The sequence below is a fragment of the Glaciimonas soli genome (assembly GCF_009497155.1).
Classification (GTDB): Bacteria; Pseudomonadota; Gammaproteobacteria; order Burkholderiales; family Burkholderiaceae_D; genus Glaciimonas; species Glaciimonas soli.
In genome coordinates this window covers 159,994-177,653 of sequence record NZ_WINI01000007.1, presented here as the reverse complement: position 1 = coordinate 177,653, position 17,660 = coordinate 159,994, and the positions used below count along the sequence as shown (strand labels likewise).

The 17,660-nt window shown below is 46.4% G+C and carries 18 protein-coding genes; 8 read left to right on the top strand and 10 right to left on the bottom strand.

Translation table 11 applies throughout. The annotated features are described in order from the left end of the window. The first annotated feature begins 41 nt into the window (after positions 1–41). Entirely contained in the window at positions 42–551 is a 510-nt protein-coding gene (locus tag GEV47_RS13060; RefSeq protein ID WP_153235203.1) for a GNAT family N-acetyltransferase, read from the top strand. Between the two features lie 286 nt (positions 552–837). Further along, positions 838–1,905, top strand: a complete 1,068-nt coding sequence (gene aroG / locus GEV47_RS13055) for a 3-deoxy-7-phosphoheptulonate synthase AroG (protein WP_153235202.1) — start codon at positions 838–840, stop codon at positions 1,903–1,905. 49 nt (positions 1,906–1,954) lie between these two features. Here the strand turns inward: aroG and GEV47_RS13050 are convergent, their stop codons facing one another. Beyond that, positions 1,955–2,446, bottom strand: a complete 492-nt coding sequence (locus tag GEV47_RS13050) for a YajQ family cyclic di-GMP-binding protein (RefSeq protein WP_153235201.1) — start codon at positions 2,444–2,446, stop codon at positions 1,955–1,957. Positions 2,447–2,709: 263 nt separating this feature from the next. Here GEV47_RS13050 and murB point away from each other — a divergent pair, with 263 nt between their 5' ends. Continuing rightward, a complete protein-coding gene (gene murB / locus GEV47_RS13045; protein WP_153235200.1) occupies positions 2,710–3,756 on the top strand; it encodes a UDP-N-acetylmuramate dehydrogenase in 1,047 nt (348 codons plus the stop codon). A gap of 7 nt (positions 3,757–3,763) precedes the next feature. Here the strand turns inward: murB and GEV47_RS13040 are convergent, their stop codons facing one another. Then, positions 3,764–4,750, bottom strand: a complete 987-nt coding sequence (locus tag GEV47_RS13040; protein ID WP_153235644.1) for an alpha/beta fold hydrolase — start codon at positions 4,748–4,750, stop codon at positions 3,764–3,766. Positions 4,751–5,054: 304 nt separating this feature from the next. Between GEV47_RS13040 and GEV47_RS13035 the strand changes: the two genes are divergently transcribed. Further along, complete coding sequence (locus GEV47_RS13035; protein WP_153235199.1) at positions 5,055–5,531, top strand: transposase; 477 nt, start codon at positions 5,055–5,057, stop codon at positions 5,529–5,531. A gap of 17 nt (positions 5,532–5,548) precedes the next feature. Here the strand turns inward: GEV47_RS13035 and ppnP are convergent, their stop codons facing one another. The 5 genes from ppnP to GEV47_RS13010 all read right to left on the bottom strand — a co-directional run bounded on the left by ppnP (position 5,549) and on the right by GEV47_RS13010 (position 10,742). Then, complete coding sequence (gene ppnP, locus GEV47_RS13030; protein ID WP_153235198.1) at positions 5,549–5,863, bottom strand: pyrimidine/purine nucleoside phosphorylase; 315 nt, start codon at positions 5,861–5,863, stop codon at positions 5,549–5,551. Positions 5,864–5,962: 99 nt separating this feature from the next. Further along, the gene (locus GEV47_RS13025) at positions 5,963–7,192 is read right to left on the bottom strand and encodes an argininosuccinate synthase (protein WP_153235197.1); all 1,230 of its coding nucleotides are present in this window, start codon (positions 7,190–7,192) and stop codon (positions 5,963–5,965) included. Positions 7,193–7,225: 33 nt separating this feature from the next. After that, a complete protein-coding gene (gene argF, locus GEV47_RS13020) occupies positions 7,226–8,143 on the bottom strand; it encodes an ornithine carbamoyltransferase (RefSeq protein ID WP_153235196.1) in 918 nt (305 codons plus the stop codon). A gap of 351 nt (positions 8,144–8,494) precedes the next feature. Continuing rightward, entirely contained in the window at positions 8,495–9,466 is a 972-nt protein-coding gene (gene rsgA, locus GEV47_RS13015; protein WP_153235195.1) for a ribosome small subunit-dependent GTPase A, read from the bottom strand. Next, on the bottom strand, positions 9,459–10,742 hold the full coding sequence (locus tag GEV47_RS13010) for a M48 family metallopeptidase (protein WP_153235194.1): 1,284 nt from the start codon (positions 10,740–10,742) through the stop codon (positions 9,459–9,461). Before GEV47_RS13010 ends, rsgA begins: the two co-directional genes overlap by 8 nt. A gap of 79 nt (positions 10,743–10,821) precedes the next feature. Here GEV47_RS13010 and orn point away from each other — a divergent pair, with 79 nt between their 5' ends. Continuing rightward, a complete protein-coding gene (orn, locus tag GEV47_RS13005; RefSeq protein ID WP_153235193.1) occupies positions 10,822–11,433 on the top strand; it encodes an oligoribonuclease in 612 nt (203 codons plus the stop codon). Positions 11,434–11,536: 103 nt separating this feature from the next. Continuing rightward, the gene (locus GEV47_RS13000) at positions 11,537–12,130 is read left to right on the top strand and encodes a phosphatase PAP2 family protein (protein ID WP_153235192.1); all 594 of its coding nucleotides are present in this window, start codon (positions 11,537–11,539) and stop codon (positions 12,128–12,130) included. Between the two features lie 77 nt (positions 12,131–12,207). Here the strand turns inward: GEV47_RS13000 and GEV47_RS12995 are convergent, their stop codons facing one another. Continuing rightward, the gene (locus GEV47_RS12995; RefSeq protein ID WP_153235191.1) at positions 12,208–12,840 is read right to left on the bottom strand and encodes a response regulator transcription factor; all 633 of its coding nucleotides are present in this window, start codon (positions 12,838–12,840) and stop codon (positions 12,208–12,210) included. A gap of 237 nt (positions 12,841–13,077) precedes the next feature. Here GEV47_RS12995 and xth point away from each other — a divergent pair, with 237 nt between their 5' ends. Beyond that, a complete protein-coding gene (gene xth, locus GEV47_RS12990) occupies positions 13,078–13,845 on the top strand; it encodes an exodeoxyribonuclease III (RefSeq protein WP_153235190.1) in 768 nt (255 codons plus the stop codon). Between the two features lie 452 nt (positions 13,846–14,297). Next, complete coding sequence (locus GEV47_RS12985; RefSeq protein ID WP_153235189.1) at positions 14,298–15,413, top strand: porin; 1,116 nt, start codon at positions 14,298–14,300, stop codon at positions 15,411–15,413. A 93-nt stretch (positions 15,414–15,506) separates the two neighbouring features. Here GEV47_RS12985 and GEV47_RS12980 read toward each other — a convergent pair whose 3' ends face one another. Together GEV47_RS12980 and GEV47_RS12975 are read right to left on the bottom strand one after the other, a co-directional pair. Continuing rightward, positions 15,507–15,818, bottom strand: coding sequence for a hypothetical protein (locus tag GEV47_RS12980; RefSeq protein WP_153235188.1), 312 nt, complete (start codon positions 15,816–15,818; stop codon positions 15,507–15,509). 304 nt (positions 15,819–16,122) lie between these two features. Beyond that, positions 16,123–17,649 (bottom strand): leucyl aminopeptidase, encoded by a 1,527-nt coding sequence (locus tag GEV47_RS12975; RefSeq protein WP_153235187.1) that lies wholly within the window; start codon positions 17,647–17,649, stop codon positions 16,123–16,125. Between the last annotated feature and the right edge of the window lie 11 nt (positions 17,650–17,660).

Here is a 17,660-nt window from a genome sequence, read left to right as displayed (position 1 = left end):
CATCGGATAGTAAAAGTCTAGAGAGTAGAACTGATCAAAAAATGACCGCAAATAAAGTCCCTTTGTTGTGGTCCTGGCAGCCATTTCACTCTTTAACTACCGCGCAGCTGTATGAAGTCATGGTTTTGCGCCAAAGGGTTTTTGTGGTGGAGCAAGCGTGTGCATTTCAGGATGCTGACGGTATCGATCCGCAATGCTGGCATGGGCTCGGTCGCATGCCTGATGGTGAGTTGGCTGCTTATGCGCGGATAGTTCCACCTGGTTTGGCATTTATGCAACCATCTATCGGGCGGGTCGTGACCTCTCCGACTTTGCGCGGCGTCAACGCGGGTAGGCAGTTGATGGAACAGGCGATGGTGCAGATACGGCGTTTATTTCCAAGTCAGGTAATTCAGATCGGCGCGCAAGTTCACCTCCAGGGTTTTTATAATGGCTTCGGCTTTGAGACTATAGGCGAACCTTATGATGAAGATGGCATCATGCATGTTCATATGGTCACAAAAGCAGGAGATGCGATGAGTGTGCGTGATCCAGAAACTACAAAATATTAATCAGCAGTAATGAATTGATATTTTTTTGCCATTGTTTAGCAATCTGACTTGGTTCAGCTTGCTAAAAAATCAGAATTGCTGCACTATCTTGTGAACAGATTTAACTACTCATCGAAAACTATGTCTTTTGCGTTCACATATTTTTATTTCTTCTTTAGCTATTCCAGCCCCAAGGCGGTGAAAAGCGGTGAGCGTTCGTAGACTTAAAGAACAAACCGAAATTTCTAAAAACCGCCTGGACAGGCGGTTTTTTTATGTCCAATTACTTTTGAATCAGGAGAAAAAGATGCCACGTACCGACGATTTACGTATCAGAGAAATGAAAGAACTTGTGCCACCTTCGCATTTAATCCGTGAGTTTGGCGCTACTGAAAAAGTGGCAGAAACTGCCGCACAATCACGTATTGCACTGCACCGCATTTTGCACGGACAAGATGATCGGTTGATGGTGGTGATTGGACCTTGTTCAATTCATGACACCAAAGCGGCGATGGAGTATGCCCATAGGTTAGTCGGTGAACGTGATCGTCTCAAAGGCGAGTTGGAAATCGTGATGCGGGTGTATTTCGAAAAACCACGTACTACGGTAGGTTGGAAGGGCCTGATCAACGATCCATATATGGATAACAGTTTCCGCATCAATGATGGACTGCGGATGGCACGTGAATTATTGTTAAATATCAACCAGCTAGGTCTGCCGGCCGGCACAGAATTTCTGGATGTGATCAGCCCACAATATATTGCGGATTTGATCAGTTGGGGCGCGATTGGTGCGCGTACGACTGAATCACAAGTTCATCGTGAACTCGCATCTGGATTGTCATGTCCGGTCGGTTTCAAAAACGGCACCGATGGCAATGTCAAAATTGCCGTTGATGCGATCAAGGCGGCATCGCAACCCCATCACTTTTTGTCAGTTACTAAAGGTGGCCATTCAGCGATTGTGTCGACCAATGGTAATGAAGATTGCCACATCATTTTACGTGGTGGAAAAACGCCGAATTATGATGCAGCCAGTGTTGATGCAGCTTGCAAAGACATCGCAGCGAATGGTTTGGCGCAGCGTCTGATGATTGATGCGTCGCATGCAAACAGCTCCAAAAAGCCGGAAAATCAAATCCCGGTATGTGCTGATATCGCAACGCAAATTGCTGCTGGCGACGACCGTATCACAGGTGTGATGATTGAGTCACATTTGGTCGCAGGTCGTCAGGATTTGGTACCGGGTAAGGAATTGACCTATGGACAATCGGTCACCGACGGATGTATTAGCTGGGAAGAAAGTATTGCCGTGCTGGATGGTTTGGCCGCAGCTGTCAAACAACGTCGTTTGTTGAAAAGCACCAACAATTAATCATCAGATTTTTCCTCTCTTCCATCAATAGAAGAGAGGAAAATAGGCATTAGTCTCTGAAATTATTAAATTCCAACGGCAAATCGGCAATTTCTTTGCGTAACATCGCCATCGCTGCTTGTAAATCATCGCGTTTGGCACCAGTGATACGGACTGCATCACCTTGTATGCTGGCCTGGACTTTCATCTTACTGTCTTTGACGACGCGTACGATTTTTTTAGCATCATCACCCTCGATACCATTTTTGATCTTGATGACACGCTTGACCTTGTCGCCGCCAATTTTTTCAATTTTTCCCGTATCCAGAAAACGTACATCAACATTGCGTTTGACCATGCGCCCGACCAGAACGTCGTGCACCTGATCTAATTGAAAATCAGAGTCGGCATAAGTAATGATTTCGCGCTCTTTTTCTTTTAACTCAACCTTTGAAGAGCTTCCTTTAAAATCGAAGCGAGTAGTGATTTCTTTCCCTGCCTGTTCGACGGCATTCTTGACTTCAACAATATTTGCTTCTGAGACGGTATCAAATGATGGCATGACGGCTTCCTTAGTGGCGACTATAAACTAGGATTTACGTAAAACTGCTCCGGCGGCGTTGCGCATACTACTGCATGTAGTCAGGGTTCACTGCTACACCATTCGTATTGTCTGCGTACGGCAGGGTTTGCAAACTCGTTGCAGGGACAATTTTGCGTAAGTCCTATAAACGTACGCATTTTAGCGGAAAAATGCGCTAATACGGTTTGCTGCGTGCGATGTCCCTGCTATCCAGCTTAACTTACGTCTATAATTCTAAGCCTATGACAGTACACTCACACACCATTCCCTCATTGCCGGTACAAACCACATTCTCACTGCGTCATTACAATACTTTGGGTATAGATGCCACGGCGCGTGCTTATCTTTCAGTGACATCAATCTCTCAATTACAGCAGCTTATAGCTGAGCCTGCGTTGGCGAAATTGCCACGTTTGGTTCTTGGTGGCGGCAGTAATTTAGTGTTGACGCAAGACTTTGATGGCTTGGTGCTGCATATGTGTAATCTCGGCATGCAGAAAGTCGGCGAGGATGACGATACCGTGTATGTACGCGCCGCCGCAGGTGAAAATTGGCATGGTTTTGTGCGGTGGACGTTGGCGCAAGGGTTTGCAGGTTTGGAAAATTTATCACTGATACCCGGCAATGTTGGCGCTGCACCGATACAAAATATCGGTGCTTATGGCGTTGAGATGCAAGAACGTTTTCATAGTTTGACCGCGTTTGATTTCAACACAGGCAATGTCCTGACCTTAGATCGAACGGCCTGCGCTTTTGCCTATCGCGACAGTGTGTTTAAACATGCGTTGCGCGATCGTGTTGTGGTGCTGGATGTGACCTTTGCGTTGCCTAAGCATAGTCAGCCTGTATTGGCTTACGCCGACGTTGCGCACGAATTACATACACTAGGCATCAAAGTGCCGACCGCAAACGACGTCAGTGCGGCAGTGATTGCCATTCGTACGCGTAAATTACCGGATCCTGCTGTCATTGGTAATGCCGGAAGTTTTTTCAAAAATCCTATTGTGACAGCGATGCAGCGCGACGCTCTGTTTGCGCAGCATCCGCAATTGGTTAGCTATCCTCAACCCGATGGCCGTTTTAAATTGGCAGCCGGCTGGTTAATCGATCAGTGTGGATGGAAAGGCAAAAATCTCGGTCCGGCCGGGATGTATGAAAAACAGGCTCTGGTATTAGTCAATCGCGGCGGGGCGACCGGTCAGGATATCGTTCGGTTGTCACAAGCAGTGCAGGATGATGTGATGCACCGCTTCGGTGTGAATTTAGAACCTGAGCCTATCTTTATTTGATTTCCGCTTAATTTTCGTCCAAAGCTTTCAATAACGCCTTATTAAATCGTTCTGGCGCTTGTATTTGCGGAGCGTGGCCGAGATCTTCGAATTCAATTAACTGCGCATGCGGGATACGTGCTGCGGCCGCCTTTCCCAGTTCTTTGTAATTTCCCAAACGTGCACGGACTTCCGGTGGCGCCGTATCTTTACCAATCGCCGTATTATCTTTCCAGCCGATAAATAGCGCGGTTGGCATCTTTAACTGTTCAAACTCATAAAACACCGGCTGGGTGTAGATCATGTCATAGGTCAGCGCAGAGTTGCGTGCGACGGCTTGTAACCCGGGGCCACGATACATGCCAGCCAGCATCTGTACCCAACGATCAAATTCAGGTTTCCACTCATCGGCGTAATACGTATTACGTTGATAATTTTTAATGCTGTCAGCAGAAGTCTTCAATTCTCGCGCGTACAGCTGATCTATGGTTGAATAGGGCACGCCTTGCGCTTTCCAATCTTCTAAACCGATAGGATCAACCAAGGCTAAGCGTTCTACTGCATCTGGATACATCAATGCATAACGTATCGCCAACATACCACCCATCGAATGTCCGACTACGATGCTTTTGCCAATTCCTAAACTATCCAATAAAGCCCGCGTGTTGTTAGCTAATTGATGCAGGCTGTATTGATAACGTTCTGGTTTGGTCGATTTACAAAAGCCGATTTGATCTGGTGCGATGACGCGGTAACCATCATCGTTTAACGCTTTGATGGTGGTTTCCCAGGTACCGGCACAGAAATTTTTACCATGCAATAAGACTGCGGTGTGGCCGTTAGGTTTGCTCGCATTGCTTGGCGGAGAGTCTATATACGCCATATGCATTTCTTCCGCTTGCGATTCAAATGCATAGATGTGAACCGGATAGGCGTAATCAAAGCCTTCAAGTTGCTCACCGTAGACTACCGGTTTGTTCTTAGGATTACCTTGTGCCTGACTGAGGGAGGCCATCAAGAGTAATGAAAGTAACAGGATGGTTGCGGTAAAGATTTTGTGCGTAAACAAAATTTTCTCCTGGTTGATTGCTGCATTCTTTGACAAGGCCAACGCCAACACTTCATAACATGACGTATTTTATATAAAAAATTGCAAATACAATCACATATAAATATGTATTGACTACCTTCAAAACCTCGGACTATATTGAGAAGAATTCCATATTGGAAACTTTCAAAAATGCCACTTTTCTAGTTGAAAACGCAAAAAAATAAAATACAGCACAGGTAATTTAGTCACTTCTAAATGAGGGAACTAAATGATGGAAGTTAAAGCTTCAGAACGGCCAAAGTCGAAGCGAAAACATACCTCTAGACGCGCCGACTTTTTGCATGCAATGGATAAGCTCGTGCCGTGGGATAGTTTGTTGGAAAAGATAGATCCTGCCTATCCAAAACCAACTAAAAAAGGAGGGCGCCCAAGCTTTCCGTTAACCGTGATGCTGCGCATATTTTTGTTGCAGCATTGGTTCAAATTATCTGATCCAGCAATGGAAGATGCTTTGTATGACATTAAAGTAATGCGCGCATTTGCGGGCATTAAGCGTGATCAGCAAGTCCCATCGGATACAGCAATGTTGCGCTTTCGCCATATCTTAGAGAAGCATAATCTGATGGTGCAGGTTTTGTGGGAAATCGATGCAACCTTACATGTGCATGATGTTTCGCTGCGGATAGGGAAGATGGTTGATCCTGGCTTGCATGCGATAGTCGGCAAATCGCATGCAAGCCATTGAGGGCTTACGTCAAGCTATCAGACGAAATGGCAAACGTAATTCAAGGTTTCAACTACTTCAATATCAAAACGCGAATTTGCTGCGACTTCAAAGCGATCACCTGCACTGTATTTAGTCCAAATCTGCTGGCCCAATAACCGAACACGGCAAATGCCGCTGGTGATTTCCATCACTTCAGCTGCATTGGTATTGAATGTCAGTGACGACGGCAAAATGACGCCCAACGTTTTCTTGTCGCCGTTGGCGGTGATGACGGTGTGAGAAACGCATTTGCCGTCGAAATAGACGTTGGCTTGTTTTAAAACGGATACGTGGTCGAGTTGTGATTTCATTTTTATTACCTCATAAATGGCTAATGAATTTTGGCAAAAAAGAACCGGCATGTGCCGGTTCTTAATAGTTACGGTGCAGATTAATGCTTATTGACGTTTTTATTTACGTTTGTTGCGTGCATTTGCAGCAATCCGCATACGTAGCGCATTCAATTTAATGAAGCCACCAGCATCGGCTTGATTGTAAGCGCCGCCATCTTCATCGAAGGTGGCGATTTTCATATCAAACAGAGAATCGGTCTTGGAATCACGAGACACCACAATCACATTGCCTTTGTACAATTTGACGCGTACCCAGCCGTTGACGGTTGCTTGAGTATGATCGATCAGGGTTTGCAACGCGATACGTTCTGGTGACCACCAGAAACCGTTGTAAATCATCTCGGCGTAACGTGGCATCAGATCATCCTTCAGATGCGCGACTTCGCGATCTAAAGTAATGGATTCGATAGCACGATGGCCTTTCAGCATAATCGTGCCGCCCGGGGTTTCATAGCAGCCGCGTGACTTCATGCCGACAAAACGGTTCTCGACCAGATCCAGGCGACCGATACCATGCTTGCCGCCTAAGCGATTGAGTTCTGCCAACACGGTAGCAGGTGACATGCGTGTGCCATTCAGTGCAACGATGTCGCCTTTTTCGTATTCGATATCCAGATATTCAGCCTGGTCCGGTGCCGCTTCCGGGCTAACGGTCCAACGCCACATGGATTCTTCAGCTTCGGCACTTGGGTTTTCCAGATGGCGACCTTCAAAGCTGATGTGCAGCAAATTGGCATCCATAGAATACGGAGCGCCGCCGTTTTTGTGTTTCATGTCGATTTCAATGCCAGCGTCTTCTGCGTATTTCAGCAATTTTTCGCGCGACAGCAAATCCCATTCACGCCACGGCGCGATGACTTTTACGTTCGGCATCAATGCATAAGCGCCCAATTCAAAACGGACCTGATCGTTACCTTTGCCAGTGGCGCCGTGTGAAATTGTGTCAGCGCCAGTTTGGCGGGCGATGTCGATCAAGCGCTTAGCGATCAATGGACGTGCGATAGATGTGCCGAGCAGGTATTCACCTTCGTACACAGTGTTAGCGCGGAACATCGGGAATACGAAGTCACGAACGAATTCTTCGCGGACGTCGTCAATGAAAATATTTTCTGGCTTGATACCAAATTTCAGCGCTTTTTGGCGTGCTGGTTCCAATTCTTCACCTTGGCCCAGATCGGCGGTGTAGGTGACGATTTCGCATTGGTAATTATCTTGCAGCCATTTCAAAATGACTGAAGTATCAAGGCCGCCGGAGTAGGCGAGGACTACTTTTTTTACGTCGCTCATGGTGTGCTTTCTAGTGTTACAAATGATAAAAAATTAGGAGGTGAGTTTGCCTAGTACCAAATATTCCAGCAATGCTTTTTGCACATGCAAGCGGTTTTCAGCTTCATCCCAGACTACAGATTGTGGACCGTCAATGACTTCGGCAGAAACTTCTTCGCCACGATGTGCTGGCAGACAATGCATGAACAAGGCGTCAGGTTGGGCACGGGCCATTTTTGCCTGATCAACGATCCAGCCGTCAAATGCCGCCAAACGTGCGTTGTTTTCTGCTTCATAACCCATGCTGGTCCAGACGTCAGTGGTTACCAGATGCGCGCCTTGGCAGGCGTCAGAAGGGCTGTCGAATAAAGTGTAATGGCGACTATCGGCTGTCACCAAAGTTGGGTCGAGATCGTAACCTTTGGGCGTAGACACATTCAGATGGAAACCAAATACCTCTGCCGCTTGCAGCCAGGAATACAACATATTATTGGCGTCACCAACCCAAGTCACTGTTTTGCCGGCAATAGAGCCACGCTGTTCGATGAAGGTAAATACATCGGCCAATACCTGGCAAGGATGATGCTCGTTGGTCAGGCCATTGATGACTGGTACACGTGAATTGGCGGCGAAGCGTTCAATAATGTCTTGGCCAAAAGTACGAATCATGATGACGTCGCACATGCGTGACATGACTTGACCCGCATCTTCGACAGGTTCACCGCGGCCGAGTTGGCTATCGCGAGTGTTTAAATATATCGCGGCACCGCCGAGCTGATGCATACCAGCTTCAAATGATAAGCGGGTGCGAGTGGAATTTTTCTCAAACACCATGACCAACGTACGATCCAGAAGTGACCAGTGTTGTTCGTAATTTTTGAATTTGCGTTTGATGAGATGGGTACGTGCTATCACGTATTCATATTCATCCAGAGTAAAGTCAGAAAACTGCAGGTAATGTTTGATAGCCATAGATGGACTTTAGAAACGAAAACGGCGGTCAGTAAGACCTGCCGCCGATGATTGTAAGCCGTTCAATTATAAGGGATTTTATAAGAATAGGCAGCTCTTGGGGCAATACAGATTATTGCAATAATAAAAATCTTTTCATCGCGATATCTTTGACTTGTGCCATGCGAGGGTAGGATGGGCACGGCAGGCATTTTGTGCCTGCATGGTATTCAGTCTGTTGTGCTTGTGGCTGGATTACGCTTGCATCGGTATTTCTGGTCTTAATAACGCTCTTTTCTGAAGTCTTGGCATGGGCACAAAATGTCGCGCCCATCCTGTTTCGAACTCCATATTCATGAAGGCTTTTGAACCTCAATACAAGGTCTGTGACGATTCATGCAACAACTGCTTATATAGCTGATGTCGCATGGGCGCAATTTTGCCCTCTTGTACTGCTTCTAAAACGGCGCAGCTGGGTTCAGTCAGATGATGGCAATTATAGAATTTACAGTGCCCAAGGTACGGTTTAAATTCGCGGAACGCACGTTCCAGCATACCTTCACTTAATTGATATAGGCCAAACTCTTGAAAGCCTGGTGAGTCGATGATGCTGGTTCCAGGCAGATCGCTTGCCACCGGATTTTCAACTTCATAAAGCCGGGTAAAGGTTGTTGTGTGTTTGCCAGTATCCAATGCCGCCGAAATTTCTCGGGTGGCGATATCCGCATCCGGCACGATCAGATTAATCAGTGACGATTTCCCCATCCCGGATTGACCAATCAGGATGGTCGATTGGCCGATCAACAATGGCATCAGCGTTGCGCAGGTCTGTTCGGGCATGCCGATCGCTGAGACTTCATGGACTGGATAACCCAGATTTGTGTACAACCGCAAGCGTTCGCGAGTGCGGGGCAGGGCATCTGCGATATCAATTTTATTGAGAATGATATGCGCAGCTATGCCAGCAGCTTCCGCCGCAACCAAGGCGCGGGAAATCAAGTCATCGGTAAACCCCGGCTCGGTCGCCACGACGATAAATAATTGGGTAACGTTGGCGGCCAATAATTTGGATTTATATTGGTCGGAGCGATACAACAAGCTGCGCCGTTCGGCTATGGACTCGATCACCGCCTGATTGGCGGAGGTCATGTTCAGATTCACATGATCGCCGACGGCGACATCGCTTTTCTTGCCTCGTGTTACGCAATGCAGTTTTAACAGCTTTCTATCTACTTCGGCATGCACCAGATAGTGACGCCCGTGAGCGGCAATGACTGTGCCTATGGTTGCGGCGACGTTGATTTTAGCCGTTTTAGAAGGCTTCGCTTTGTAATGATCAACCATGTATCGCTACCGATTGTGCTGTCAATTTAGCGATACGCGCGGTTGCCGGCGGATGCGAATCATAGAAAGTCGAATGCAATGGATCTGGTGTCAGCGTAGAGGCATTGTCTTCATATAGTTTGACCAGCGCCTTGATCAGATCGTCGGCGTTAGTGTGTTTGGCGGCAAAAGCATCGGCTTCGAATTCATGTTTACGAGATGTGATGGAGTTGAGCGGCGATAACAGGAAAGTAAACACCGGCAGCACCAACATAAACAAAATCAAGGCCATTGCATTGTTATTTGATAAATTGTCCAGCAAGAGCGGATTGACACCCAGACCTGTGTAAAACCAGACTTGTTGTTTCAAATAGCCCAGCAATGCCAGAAATACCAATGAGATCGCAAACATCACAACGATACGTTTGACAATGTGTTTGAGTTTGAAATGTCCAAGTTCATGCGCTAATACGGCTTCGATTTCATTTGGTGCCAGACGGGCGATCAAGGTGTCGAAAAACACGATGCGTTTGCTTGCACCGAAACCGGAAAAATACGCATTGCCATGCGCGCTACGTTTGGAGCCGTCCATCACAAACAAGCCTTTGGACGCAAAACCAACACGCTTCATGAGACCTTCGATGCGTTCGCGCAGGCTGTCATCCGTCATCGGCGTGAACTTGTTGAATATCGGTGCAATGACGCTAGGGTATAAAACCATCATCAATAATTGAAAAGCACTCCACACCAGCCAGGCATAGAACCACCACAGTGCGCCGGATTTTTCCATTAGCATCAATACAATCCAGATTAGCGGCAAGCCTATTGCGGCACCAAGCAAGGTGTTTTTCAGCATGTCAGTAAAAAACAGTTTTGGTGTCATCTTGTTGAAGCCAAAACGTGCTTCCAGTACGAATTGTTTGTAATAATCAAACGGCAAGTCGATCAGACCAGAAATCAAGGCAAAGGCTACCAGCAAGCCGATTTGATAGGTCATGCCCGGTCCGGCCCAGTCAAATATTGTGTGTGAAAGCCACTGCAAACCGCCTAATAACGTAAAGCCAATCAGCACTACGGTACTCACAAATAAGCCCAGCAAGCCAAATTTAGTCTTGGCAATCGTATAATCAGCGGCTTTTTGATGTGCCTCCAAGGGGATTTTTTCGGCAAATTCAGCAGGGACAGCGCCTCTGTGTTGTAGTACATGGCGTATCTGGCGCGAGCTTAGCCACAGGCGCAACAAAACGCTGATGGCGAGAAAAACGATAAATAATATTGAAAAAGCAAGTGAAGACATGTTGCCCCTATGTGAGAAAATACACGCATATATAAAATTTATGCGTATTCCCCAAATTTAAATAGTAAAGAGAACAATTATGTCACAAGCCATAGATACATCCACTGCAAATGACACGACATCCGCTGTCGTTCCTGCAGAAACTGTACGCCCGAACGAATTCAATTTGATCTGGGTCGATATGGAAATGACGGGTTTAGATCCTGATGCGGAGCGCATCATTGAGGTTGCAGTCGTCGTAACGGATCCGCAATTGAATATCCTGGCAGAAGGCCCGGTGTTTGCGATTCATCAGTCAGATGAATTATTAGACGGCATGGATGCATGGAATAAAGGAACACATGGCCGGTCAGGTTTGATTGAGCGCGTGAAAACCTCCACCGTTACCGAAGCTCAGGCAGAAGAAGAGTTGATCGCGTTTCTGCGCAAGTATGTACCGAAAGGGAAGTCGCCAATGTGCGGCAATACCATATGCCAGGATCGACGATTTATGGCGCGCGGTATGCCGAAACTAGAAGCATTTTTTCATTATCGCAATCTGGATGTTTCCACGCTTAAAGAACTTTGCCGTCGTTGGAAGCCGGAATTGGCCAGCGGTTTCAAGAAGCATCAAAAACATACCGCATTAGCCGACATTTTGGAATCGATCGAAGAGCTGAAATATTATCGCGAGCATTTCATTAAAGAATGATGGCTTAAGATTCTCCTAAGTTTGCGCATGTAATCTACGTCCTTACTTAGTGGTATCAATTACATCGCACCGTTTGGTGCGATGTGCCGTTTACGGAGTTTGTATGGAAGCATGGAATCAAAACCTGTTTTTAATGCTGAATGCGCCTGCGCATCCCAGCAATTTCATGTTACTGACAGGTGTTTTTTTTGCCGAATATCTGATTTGGATCGTGCCGGCACTTTTAGTAGTTGGATGGTTGTGTCAGCCTGAAAGTATCAAGAAATTATTATTGGAAGCTGCATTGGTCAGCGTTGTCGCTTTGTTGATTAGCGCCTTGATTGGCTCGCTCTGGGAGCATCCTCGGCCATTTATGATTGGGCTGGGTCACACCTTGATCTATCATGCAGCCGATGCTTCTTTCCCTAGTGATCATATGACCTTGATGTGGTCGGTGGCATTTAGTTTGTTATTTAATCAGCGCACCCGCACGGTGGGTTGCGTCCTGGCCTTGCTCGGTTTGCCGGTTGCCTGGGCACGCATTTATTTGGGTGTGCATTCACCGATTGACATGGCCGGTGCCTTAGCAGTTGCGATTGCCAGTGCAGTCCTGGGTTTGATGCTGAAAAAAACGGTTGTTGAATTTTTGTACGGCTTGATTTCAACGATCTATCGTTGGTTATTTGCACCGCTTATTCGCAGAGGTTGGGTGAAGTAATGATGATAAGAACTTACGCAATATCGTCCTGTATGAACAATTTTGTGCTGGTTCTCAATTTTCAAGAAGCGTATTTTCTAAGCCAGGCTATTGCGCCGGGCAAAATCAATTAAGTCAGCTAACGTTTGTAAATTAAGTTTTTGCATCAGACTTACTTTATAAGTACTTACCGTTTTATTGCTAATGGAAAGCAGCTCACCGATTTCCTTGTTGGATTTACCTGCGGTGAGATGTTGCAATATCACGAGCTCACGTACTTTCAGTCGCGGTATCAAATCTGCTTCTTCAAACGATCCTGCAATACTGGTAAGTCTGCTTAGCGTAATTTGTGGGAAGTGCACGTAGCCATCCATCAAGGCTTTTGCAGCGCCGATGACGTCTGCAATGTTATTTTCTTTGCAGACGTAACCTGATGCGCCGGCTTGCAGGCAGCGTGCAGCAAAGTGCCTGGGATTTTGTGTGCTTAACACTAATACCTTGATCCGTGGCATGTTGAGGCTGAGACGTTTAATGACGTCAAGACCATTTATTCTCGGAATGCCGATATCAAGTATCACCAGATCAGGCTTTAATTCTGCAGCTAAACGCAAAGCGTCGATACCGTTTTCCGTTTCACCAACGATTTCGTAATTTTCTTTCTCTAGCATGATGCGTAAAGCATGCAAAATGACAGGATGATCATCGACGATTAATACTTTGATTTTATGCATATATTTAATCCCGTTTGCCTTTGGTTGGTTGCAAAAAATATAACATAAATTATCAAATGATTAAAGTTGTGCGTAAGGAAATCGCTATACCCGCCATAGTGAGAGTGCGGTAACATCGCTACCAGCCAAGCCGGGTAGCTGCATATCTGGTATCAAAAGGGTAGCCAAGTGGGTAGCTAGCGCTAGAAAATTAGCCTTATATTCTTGGTAACCCGCATAAAATAAGGATGTTAAGTAATGTTAAAAATAGCGACCTGGAACGTTAACTCGCTCAAAGTACGTTTGCCGCAAGTATTGCAATGGCTGACGGAGAATCCAGTGGATATCTTGGCTTTGCAAGAAACCAAACTGACAGATGATAAGTTTCCACAGGCAGAAATCGAAGCAGCGGGTTATAACGTCGTTTTTAGTGGTCAGAAAACATATAACGGCGTCGCTATTTTGTCGCGCCATCCCATCACGGACGTGATCAAGAACAACCCGTTATTTGAAGATGAACAACAGCGTTTGCTGACAGCGACGATTGCCGGAATACGGATAGTCTGCGCTTATATCCCTAACGGACAGTCGCTGGAGTCTGATAAATATCAGTACAAACTAAAGTGGTTGGCTGCTTTGTATGACTGGATAGCGAGTGAATACGAGCAGCACGAGAATTTGGTATTACTAGGTGATTACAACATTGCGCCAGAAGATAGAGATGTGCACGACCCGGCTGCATGGGTAGGTGAAAATTTAGTATCGCCCTCGGAACGTGCCGCTTTTGCCGGATTTCTGGAATTGGGATTGACCGACGCTTTTCGGATGTTTGAGCAGGAAGAAAAGTTATTTAGCTGGTGGGATTACCGTCGCATGGGATTCCGCTTGAATCGGGGAATGCGGATTGATCATATTTTGCTTTCACCGCCATTGGCGGCAAAATGCACTGCTTGCGTGATCGACAAAGTGCCACGCAAATGGGAGCAACCCTCTGATCACGCCCCGGTGATCGCAACTCTGGATTAAAAAATGCTTTAAGTTGTCGGCATTCGCTGCACATATATTTGTAGAAATTGAAAAGGCCGTTCTCTGTTTGAGAGCGGCCTTTTTTTATCAAAAATGGTGGGTTTATTCTGATGCATAGGCTTATTGCGGGAGTCAAATTTTGTCGAGGTTCGCTTAAAACAAGCAGTTTCCGATCAAAAAAGTAATAAACATATTTGCAAATATTATAAGCAATTGCTAAAAAACAGCACAAATAATTAAACTTCATGAATTTATCAAAATTCATCAAGAAAAAGTATTGAAAAACATGTTTTTTGATTGCGAATAGGTATTATTCATTTCGTCCAGTTTGTAACATTAAGTAACGTTAAGCGTCATTTTGTTGCTAATGGATAGAGCTATCACCTGATAAGTCATTGCTCATCAAGGCGGGCGCCAATATAAAAATATTTTTATATCAACAAAGGAAAGAAATGAAAAAAACAGTATTCGCATTAGCCGCTCTTGGTGTCATCAGTGTCAGCGCGCAAGCGCAAAGCAGCGTCACCATTTACGGGATACTCGACGCCAGCATCACCTACACTAGCAAAGTCGGTCCTCAAAACAATAGCCGTGTCAGTCTCGATTCAGGTGATCTGACAACTTCCCGCATAGGTTTTAAAGGAGTGGAAGATCTTGGCGGCGGATTAAAGGCGCTTTTCCAGTTAGAGAACGGCTTTAATACCAATGACGGCTCACTGGCTACAGCTAATACATTGTTTGACCGTAAATCGGTGGTTGGTTTGTCGGGCGATTTCGGGATTGTTACTATCGGTCGTCAAACCGACTTCTTGGATGATCTGGGTAGCAAATATACATCAACGCAAACATTTGGCGGCAACGGTATCAAAGGCGCTCACTTTAATAATCTTGATCGTGTTGCAGGCGGCGCGCGCACCAATAGTTCGATTCGCTATGACAGCAGTAATTTCAGCGGATTTACTGGTAGTTTGTTCTACGGTTTCGGCGGGGTTGCAGGACAAGCTACTGCTGGCCAATCGTTCGGTATCGGTGGTAACTACGCGAATGGCCCATTTGGAATTGGTGCCGCCTATTTCCAAACTAAACTGGCTGCGAATACGTTGACTGCAGAAGCAGGCGACACCAGTTTGAAAACCTTCACTCTCGGCAGCAGCTATCAGCTCGGCTCTGCAAAGATCTACGGCGCTTGGTCGCAAGTAAAGCAACCGTTGGCAGTGGCTGTAGCATCGATTGGCCTGGTCAACATTACGACTGCAACCAAAGCGAATATCTTTGATGTGGGTGTCGATTACGCACTTTCAGGAAATCTGCATTTACTGGGAAGTGTGATTTATGATCGTGCCAACATCAGCCGAAAAACGGTTGGCCCGACGAGCGTAAATACTACTCAGCTCAATTTTGGCGCTGACTACTATATGTCAAAGCGTACCGATATATATGCTCTCTACAGCAATCAGCGCGCGAATGACATTAAGAATCCCGGTGTGATTAACGCCGCTTACTCTAATGCACCGGCAGATGACAGCAGTCAAAACGTGTTGCGAGTCGGCATACGACGCAAGTTCTGAGTAATTTTCCTATAGCCTGATAAAAGAAAATGGCCACAGTTTTTACTGTGACCATTAAAAATAGGAAATTTTTCAGTGAAATGGACTGGCTACTTACGAAGTTTTGCCGCCACCCATTTTTGATTTGATCAAGCCAACGATTATCATCAAGACTGCACCGCCAATCCCGCCGCTACCGATGCTGCCAATGATGGAGGTTAGATCGAGCCCGCCAGCTGCTGCACCTGCGCCAGCCGCGGCACTACCAGTCAGAGCCGCAATAATTTGACCACCCAGACCGCCGCCAACGATACCAGCGATGGAATTGCCTAAAGTACCGAGATTAAAATTCTTCAAAAGCCCACCTGCAACATTACCGCCTATAGCGCCAGTGACTAATTGGATAATCAGTGTGGTTAAGTCCATAGCAGATTCCCTTTTCGTAGTGTCAGTTAGTTGAGTGATGACAGTATCCGTTTTCAGACGATAGACAAAAAGACATCGACTAATCAGGATGCGCTTACTATACGCTCAGATTATTTCCTTGTGTTAATAATCTCTTGGCAAGAAAGCTAATTGCCTTTATTGCAATCTCATTGATTTTTCGTCTGAAACCCTACACTTTTAAAACGTAAATTCCAGCACAAATAAAAACAGGAGCCATAGGCTCCCGTTTTTGTTTTGCATGACTACATCGTCATTTTTGTATCTTCATTCAACAATGACTACCTTATTTTGCATTCGCCCGTTGAATCAAGAAGTTTGTCAGCAGTGGTACAGGACGTCCGGTAGCGCCTTTGGCAGCGCCACTTTTCCAGGCTGTACCAGCAATATCCAGATGCGCCCAAGTGTATTTCTTGGTGTAGCGCTCCAGGAAGCAAGCTGCAGTAATGCTGCCGCCAGCAGGGCCGCCGATGTTTGCCATGTCGGCAAAATTCGACTTCAGCTGCTCTTGATAGCTATCCTCAATTGGCATGCGCCAGGCAGTATCACCAGATGCTTTACCAGCACTGAGCAACTCGTTCGCCAAATGATCATGCGCACTGTCATGACGTGTGAACAAGCCCGAATTGTGATGGCCGAGAGACGTAACGCAAGCACCAGTCAATGTCGCAATGTCCACTACAGCAGCCGGTTTGAAGCGTTCAACATATGTCAAAGCATCGCATAAAACCAAGCGACCTTCAGCATCGGTATTGAGTACTTCAATGGTTAGGCCTGACATTGATGTGATGATGTCGCCAGGTTTGGTTGCTGTGCCAGAAGGCATATTTTCTGTCGCAGGAACCACGCCAATCACATTCAACTTGAGCTTTAACTCAGCAATCGTACGGAAAGTACCAAATACCGACGCTGCGCCGCCCATGTCGTACTTCATCTCATCCATGCCAGCACCGCCTTTAAGCGAAATGCCGCCGGAATCAAAAGTGATGCCTTTGCCAACCAGCACCACTGGCGCGTCTTTCGCTTTGCCGCCCATGTGCTTCATGATGATGAATTTTGGTGGCTCACCGCCATTAACACCGCCGTTTGCGACAGACAGGAAACTGCCCATCTTCAACGCTTCAAGTTGTTTGCGATCGAGAATCTCAACGCCCAGTTTGAATTCTTTAGCTAATTTTTTGGCTGTATTGGCCAGATAGGTCGGGGTGCAGACGTTGCCAGGCAAGTTACCCAGATCCTTAGTCAGATCCATGCCGTTTGCAAGAGCAACAGCATGCACGACGGCTTCTTTTGCTGCAGCAGTCTGGGCTGGCGTTGCCAAAAATATAAACTTGTTGACGCCGTTATAAGCCGCTTCTTTTTTGCTTTTCAGTGTGTCAAAAACATAGCTGTTTTCACGTATGGCCTGAATCGTTGTGCGAATTGCCCATTCGTTACTATGCTGACCGTGTTCTTTGATGTGGCTGAAAGGCAGGGCAATGACAATGTCGTTGCTACCGAGCGCAGCACTAACTTTGGCAATGCACAACGCGGCGACGGAAATTACTTTGCCCGTGATTTCCGCTTCCTGTCCAAGACCGATCAGTAATACGCGTTCAGCTGTGACGCCAGTGACTTTACGCAAAAGCAAAGTTGAGCCGGGTTTGCCTGAAATGTCGCCCGATTTCAGGGCAGCAGTGATCTCGCCGCTTTTGTCCAGCGCTTGTGCTTGTGGTGAGAGTTTTTTTCCTTCAAAGACGCCGACTGTGATACAGCCGGTTTTGATTGTAGCGATTGATGTTTTTGCCTCGTGGGTTTTTATGCTAAAGTCCATCAGTTCCTCCA

Excerpts from the sequence above, each read along its gene's own strand:
- GEV47_RS13060 (WP_153235203.1), top strand. The coding sequence starts at position 42 with ATGACCGCAAATAAAGTCCCTTTGTTGTGGTCCTGGCAGCCATTTCAC.
- aroG (WP_153235202.1), top strand. The coding sequence starts at position 838 with ATGCCACGTACCGACGATTTACGTATCAGAGAAATGAAAGAACTTGTG.
- GEV47_RS13050 (WP_153235201.1), bottom strand. The coding sequence starts at position 2,446 with ATGCCATCATTTGATACCGTCTCAGAAGCAAATATTGTTGAAGTCAAG.
- murB (WP_153235200.1), top strand. The coding sequence starts at position 2,710 with ATGACAGTACACTCACACACCATTCCCTCATTGCCGGTACAAACCACA.
- GEV47_RS13040 (WP_153235644.1), bottom strand. The coding sequence starts at position 4,750 with ATGGCCTCCCTCAGTCAGGCACAAGGTAATCCTAAGAACAAACCGGTA.
- GEV47_RS13035 (WP_153235199.1), top strand. The coding sequence starts at position 5,055 with ATGATGGAAGTTAAAGCTTCAGAACGGCCAAAGTCGAAGCGAAAACAT.
- ppnP (WP_153235198.1), bottom strand. The coding sequence starts at position 5,863 with ATGAAATCACAACTCGACCACGTATCCGTTTTAAAACAAGCCAACGTC.
- GEV47_RS13025 (WP_153235197.1), bottom strand. The coding sequence starts at position 7,192 with ATGAGCGACGTAAAAAAAGTAGTCCTCGCCTACTCCGGCGGCCTTGAT.
- argF (WP_153235196.1), bottom strand. The coding sequence starts at position 8,143 with ATGGCTATCAAACATTACCTGCAGTTTTCTGACTTTACTCTGGATGAA.
- rsgA (WP_153235195.1), bottom strand. The coding sequence starts at position 9,466 with ATGGTTGATCATTACAAAGCGAAGCCTTCTAAAACGGCTAAAATCAAC.
- GEV47_RS13010 (WP_153235194.1), bottom strand. The coding sequence starts at position 10,742 with ATGTCTTCACTTGCTTTTTCAATATTATTTATCGTTTTTCTCGCCATC.
- orn (WP_153235193.1), top strand. The coding sequence starts at position 10,822 with ATGTCACAAGCCATAGATACATCCACTGCAAATGACACGACATCCGCT.
- GEV47_RS13000 (WP_153235192.1), top strand. The coding sequence starts at position 11,537 with ATGGAAGCATGGAATCAAAACCTGTTTTTAATGCTGAATGCGCCTGCG.
- GEV47_RS12995 (WP_153235191.1), bottom strand. The coding sequence starts at position 12,840 with ATGCATAAAATCAAAGTATTAATCGTCGATGATCATCCTGTCATTTTG.
- xth (WP_153235190.1), top strand. The coding sequence starts at position 13,078 with ATGTTAAAAATAGCGACCTGGAACGTTAACTCGCTCAAAGTACGTTTG.
- GEV47_RS12985 (WP_153235189.1), top strand. The coding sequence starts at position 14,298 with ATGAAAAAAACAGTATTCGCATTAGCCGCTCTTGGTGTCATCAGTGTC.
- GEV47_RS12980 (WP_153235188.1), bottom strand. The coding sequence starts at position 15,818 with ATGGACTTAACCACACTGATTATCCAATTAGTCACTGGCGCTATAGGC.
- GEV47_RS12975 (WP_153235187.1), bottom strand. The coding sequence starts at position 17,649 with ATGGACTTTAGCATAAAAACCCACGAGGCAAAAACATCAATCGCTACA.